The 5143-nt window shown below is 54.0% G+C and carries 4 protein-coding genes and 1 pseudogene; 1 reads left to right on the top strand and 4 read right to left on the bottom strand.

Annotated features, from left to right (window positions below):
• Window positions 1–860 (bottom strand): NAD(P)-dependent oxidoreductase (locus tag EN964_RS23695; protein ID WP_127276781.1); only part of this gene is annotated, 860 nt, incomplete at its 3' end.
• Between the two features lie 230 nt (window positions 861–1090).
• Here EN964_RS23695 and EN964_RS23690 point away from each other — a divergent pair.
• Window positions 1091–2647 (top strand): hypothetical protein, encoded by a 1557-nt coding sequence (locus EN964_RS23690; protein ID WP_127267027.1) that lies wholly within the window; start codon window positions 1091–1093, stop codon window positions 2645–2647.
• Window positions 2648–2767: 120 nt separating this feature from the next.
• Here the strand turns inward: EN964_RS23690 and wecB are convergent, their stop codons facing one another.
• The 3 genes and pseudogenes from wecB to EN964_RS38185 form a co-directional block, all read right to left on the bottom strand.
• Entirely contained in the window at window positions 2768–3907 is a 1140-nt protein-coding gene (gene wecB / locus EN964_RS23685) for a non-hydrolyzing UDP-N-acetylglucosamine 2-epimerase (protein ID WP_272483079.1), read from the bottom strand.
• Entirely contained in the window at window positions 3900–4910 is a 1011-nt protein-coding gene (locus tag EN964_RS23680) for a polysaccharide biosynthesis protein (protein WP_127271261.1), read from the bottom strand. Before EN964_RS23680 ends, wecB begins: the two co-directional genes overlap by 8 nt.
• Window positions 4911–4932: 22 nt before the next feature.
• A pseudogene (locus EN964_RS38185) lies at window positions 4933–5143 on the bottom strand (SDR family NAD(P)-dependent oxidoreductase); the annotation flags it as partial.

The raw sequence follows: 5143 nt of genomic DNA, 5'->3' as shown, positions 1-5143 counted from the left end.
GCCCTGATTGCAGAGAAGCGCCGGTCAATAGCGTGCGCCGGAAGCCCCCTCAGACGTAACAAGAATCTAAGGAAGAATCTTGGTGAGGTTGGTCCAAATTTCGGGAATTCTCGGCCGAATGCCAGGGCGAAGCGATCCTGGACAAACGCGAAATTGTTATTCGGATCGGAATCATCGGTAACTACGACGATCTGTGAGCCATGGATTTTCCGGTCGAACGCCAATTTGACAAATGCCTGTGCAACAGTCTCCACACTCACCAGGTGCATTCGTCTTTCACCGTAAAGAGCACGGCGGAGCGCAATCTTCCATGATGGGGCTTGTTTCATCTCCTCCGCCAAAGTGACGAGATTGCGTCCGCCGCATCCGAAAATAGCTCCCAGCCGCAACACAATCGTCTCGGCGAACGAGCCTGTCAGAATTGCCTCACCTATAAGATGCTCTTGCTCATAAGGCGACAACGCGCATGGCAATGTGGCTTCGTCGATTTGCCGGTCGCGTACCCCTGCGTAAACGTCAATGCTGCTAGCATGAATACAACGGGAAATACCGGCGTCGCGAAATGTCGACTGCAAGCTCCGCAATACGGTAGGGTACCAACCGGTGCCGTCGGGGCGTAATAAGTTGATCATCACGTCGTAACCGCTCAAGGCGGCCAACATCTCGGCAGAATCTTCCAAATCGGCCTTTTTGACATTCACGCCGGCTTGATTGAGCCATTCTGGTTCCGAACGATGCACAATGAACCGGCTGGGTGGGAAGGCCGGATTGGCCAACAGCCGCGCTAGGGCCTCACCAACGAACCCGGTTCCCCCGAGCACTACCACGCGCGGACCGGTGTCACATTGCTTGTAGGTCATTCGGGCTGACTTCGAAAAAGGGCAGCGAATCGAGCCAATTTATGAGACGAGGCACAAGCCAATTCGCAATTCGCAGGGCTATATCATGGGGATTGCTTCTCATACAACGAATTGCGTCGCCGGCTGCGTGTATTATGGGGAAGAATCGCGATTCGTGGCGCAGAGGGTTTTGGTCATGCTTGCCGCATGTCGGTTTGTGGTCTCCGCGAGCATTGAAGTAAAGGGTTGATATGAGCCAATCTCAAAAGCTTCAGCCATCTCGAGCAAATGTGCCCGGAAACGCGATTCTCTTGGGAGTTGCGCTGCTTGTTGCCTCAATGGGCTTCGTCCTTCTAGCCACCTATCCCGGCCAGTCGAAACTGATTCTCCTCTGGTTCTATGCATCGGGCTGCGCTGCCGTCTTCATCCCGCTCTGGCGTCCGTCCTCCTTTTTCGTGTTTCTGCTGTCGTCATTCCTTTTTGTAGGATTCATTGCAAAAGCGGTCGCTAATTTCGTATTTGGCATCGCGCTCATCGAGCCTACCAGCACATTCACGACTGAGTGGGATCAGGCACTTGCTTTCGCAGCTAGTGGCTTTTCAGGGGTGTGCGCGGCTGGATTGGCCGCATCGTTTTATCCCGCGTTCAAGGAAATTCGGAAGGCGGTAGCGCCTCCTTTCGTGTCGAAATTTGTCGTCCTCGCGTTTGCAAGTTTGATTGCCGTTTCTATCGGGCTGTATTGGGCCAATTACTCATTTCACATTATACGGATTGGTTTCCCCTTGGGCATTAACATCAACCCCCGCCTGTATGCGGTCGCGGCCTTCGTGATCGCATGGGGGGCTCTTTTGGGAGGCCTAACCTTGGCCCTGTGGCTGGTCGAACTACGCGACTGGTCGTATTCAGTGTTGATCTACGTAGCAGTGTTTCTTGGGCTGCTCGCATCGCTCTCGATGGGAAGCCGCATCCAGTTGCTTCTCTATGTTCTCGCCGCATTCGCGGTCGTTGTCTTACGACGTCGCGATGTGAGGAGTTGGGTTGCGATCGCAGTTGCCATGGGTCTCAGCGGATTTGTTTTTGCAGGCTCGCTTGCAGTAGTTAGCCTTGAACGCACTTTCGATTTCTCGATCAGCACCGCACAGACACAAGGCGTTCCACAGCAGCCGTCAGGCGTTGTTCCACAGCAGCCGACAGGCATCGGAAAAACTCTGGCACCGTCGCCCGACTCCTCGGCGCCTCCGGCTGCGACGATAATAGACAAGGTTGAGGCAGTCAGAGGTGATCGTTTCGCCCTAGCCGGTCTCTACCGTCAACTGCGCAATCTCGCGGTCATGCGCTGGGTTGGACTTGAAGGGACGATGACGGCCGCGGCAAATCTTGACCATCTTGGAGGCGATTTGTTCTTGCATGTGATCAAAGAAGACCCAGCCGCTGGCGCCCAAGCGATCTACCAAAAAATGTCCGGTGACCGGTACGGAAAGGTCCAATATTATACGTTCCTCACGTTGCCAGGCCCCATTGGGGTGGCCAGCCTTTCAGGGTCGATAATCGTCGTCTCGGTATTCATGTTCTTTCTGACAATAGCTGGCCATTCGATCGAATGGTTGGCTGCCTGGGTCACACAAAATGTCGCCTCTGCGGCGGTGACAGGTGTCTCGTTAGCCTACTTACTCGTCCAAATGGGGTTCCCGTGGACTTTGTTCATTTACGCGATCGAATTGGTCCTGTCGGTGCTTTTCGTCGGCGCCGTTTGGTACATGGTTGATTGGCTGGCTACGGGTAGGCGGGCGGTTACCGCGAAAGTGTGAGGATCTGCCGTATCAGATTTAGTTGGGCTGAGTTCCTGCCTTGCACTAGACGATGGCGAGTCGGAATGCGGCGGACGGCTTTTCGCTCAGAGCTGCGGGGAGACGAAGGCACGATTGCGGTCAGACGGCGCCAGGTTCGTGTTTCCTCCAGACCCGCCTGTTGATGAAGTCCGTGTAACTTAGAACGATCCGCAGCACCTTTTCGGATACATTGTCGGAGCTATAGTCAGTCGGCAAACGCAAGGTCCGCATCGCGCCTCGTGACTGAGTCTCCAATATCTTAAGCCCGTCAAAAACGCGCTCTATGTCCAGGCCGACCATCATCACTGAGGTCTCTTCGAAGCCTTCGGGGCGCTCATGTACCTCGCGCAGATTGAGGGCGGGAAAGTTCAGGATCGCGCTTTCCTCAGTTATCGTGCCGCTATCCGAAAGCACGGCTCGAGCCGAACACTGGAGCCTAATATAGTCGAAGAACCCAAACGGTTTTTCAAACCTGACATTTTCATGGCAGCTGGCACCAAGCGCGTCCAAACGTTTTCTCGTGCGAGGATGAGTCGAAACGATGACTGGCTCCTGATATCGCTCGGCAATCCCATTGAGGACATTAAGCAGCTTCCTTAGCCGCTCGGGCGAATCCACATTTTCCTCGCGATGAGCACTGACTACGAAGAAACGTTCTGCCGTCAAGCCGAGATTGCTGACCGCCGCCGAGGCTTCGATTCCGCTTCTGTAGTGCTCGAGCACCTCCCGCATCGGACTGCCGGTAACAATTACCTGGTCGGGTGGGAGGCCTTCTCGCAGTAGGTAGTCACGAGCAATCTGGCTATAGGTCAGATTGACATCCGCTGTATGGTCCACAATTCGGCGGTTAATCTCCTCTGGAACACGAAAATCGAAGCAACGATTTCCGGCCTCCATGTGGAAGATGGGCACCTTCCGCCGTTTGGCCGCAATCGCCGCCAAACAGCTATTCGTGTCACCCAAAATCAGCAGTGCGTCGGGGCGATGACTCTCGATCGCCTGATCAGCCGCGATGATGACTTTCCCAATTGTCTCCGCAGCAGAAGCACCTGCAGCTTCGAGGAAGACGTTGGGCGGCCGAATGCCCAACTGCGAAAAGAAGACCTCATTCAGCTCATAATCGTAGTTCTGGCCACTATGAACGAGCACGTGATCGAAATTGGCATCGAACTTTGCAATGACCCTGGACAGCCGAATAATCTCTGGCCGAGTCCCAACAATGGTCATGACCTTAAGCACGGAGCGCCCCTTTAAGGATGTCCAACTGCGATAGCAGTGCCTTGACCTGACCGACATCGAGGCGAACGGTGTTGTGAGATGTGTAATCCTCCAGCTCTGAAACCATTCGCTCGCCTTCAACGAAATATTTGTCGTAGTTCAGATCCCGAGAATCGGCCGGAATCCGATAATAATTGCCTAGGTCTTCCGCACGCACCATTTCCTCGCGCGACACCAAAGTTTCGAAAAGCTTCTCACCATGACGAGTCCCGATGATTTTCACCGGATTGTCCCGTTCGAATAGTTCCTGCATCGCCTCAGCCAGAACCCCCACGGTAGAAGCGGGTGCCTTCTGAACAAATATATCGCCCGACCGTGCGTGCTCGAATGCATAAAGTACTAAGTCGACTGATTCATCGAGCGACATCAAGAAACGTGTCATGTTGGGATCGGTTAATGTCAGGGGCTTGCCGCCTAGCAGTTGGTCAAGGAAGAGGGGGATCACTGAGCCGCGGGACGCCATGACGTTGCCGTAACGGGTGGCGCAGACGACGGTGCGAACAGAATCGCTGACTCGCGATTTCGCGATCATAACTTTTTCCATCAACGCCTTTGACATACCCATAGCGTTTACAGGGTATACAGCCTTGTCAGTGCTAAGCACCACGCAACGCTGGACGCGATGGCTGATCGCAGCGCGAAGCACGTTTTCAGCGCCGAGAACATTCGTTTTGATCGCCTCCATTGGGTAAAATTCGCAAGACGGCACTTGCTTGAGCGCCGCAGCGTGGAAGATGTAGTCGGCTCCGCGAACTGCATCATCGACAGCGTGATAATCGCGGACATCACCAATATAAAATTTTAAGCGATCGTCCGGCAACGACAGGCGCATATCCTCCTGCTTTTTTTCGTCCCGGCTAAAGATACGGATCTCTGCGAAGTCCGTTTTGAGGAATCGAGCCAGCACAGCGTTGCCAAAAGAGCCGGTGCCCCCAGTAATCAAAAGGGTCTTGTTGGAAAACATTAACGTCTCGCTCGAGGATGTTTTAGCCAAAGTCATACATGGATCGGATTAGAACCGGCCAGTCGGGAGGGCGGTAGCCGGTAGCGTTCTGGAAACGAGATGAATTTAATGAGCGGTCAATCACCAACTGGTCGTCCGGAACGATTTGGGTCTTTTTGCCGTAAACCTCGGCAATGATTCTGAGGAGATCATACTTGCTGATTGGATCTGACGACACATGGTACACGCCGGTG

The sequence above is a fragment of the Mesorhizobium sp. M7A.F.Ca.CA.001.10.2.1 genome, assembly GCF_003998575.1.
Taxonomy (GTDB): domain Bacteria; phylum Pseudomonadota; class Alphaproteobacteria; order Rhizobiales; family Rhizobiaceae; genus Mesorhizobium.
Note: the sequence above shows the minus strand (reverse complement) of the source record. Positions and strands in the feature narration are given on the sequence as shown.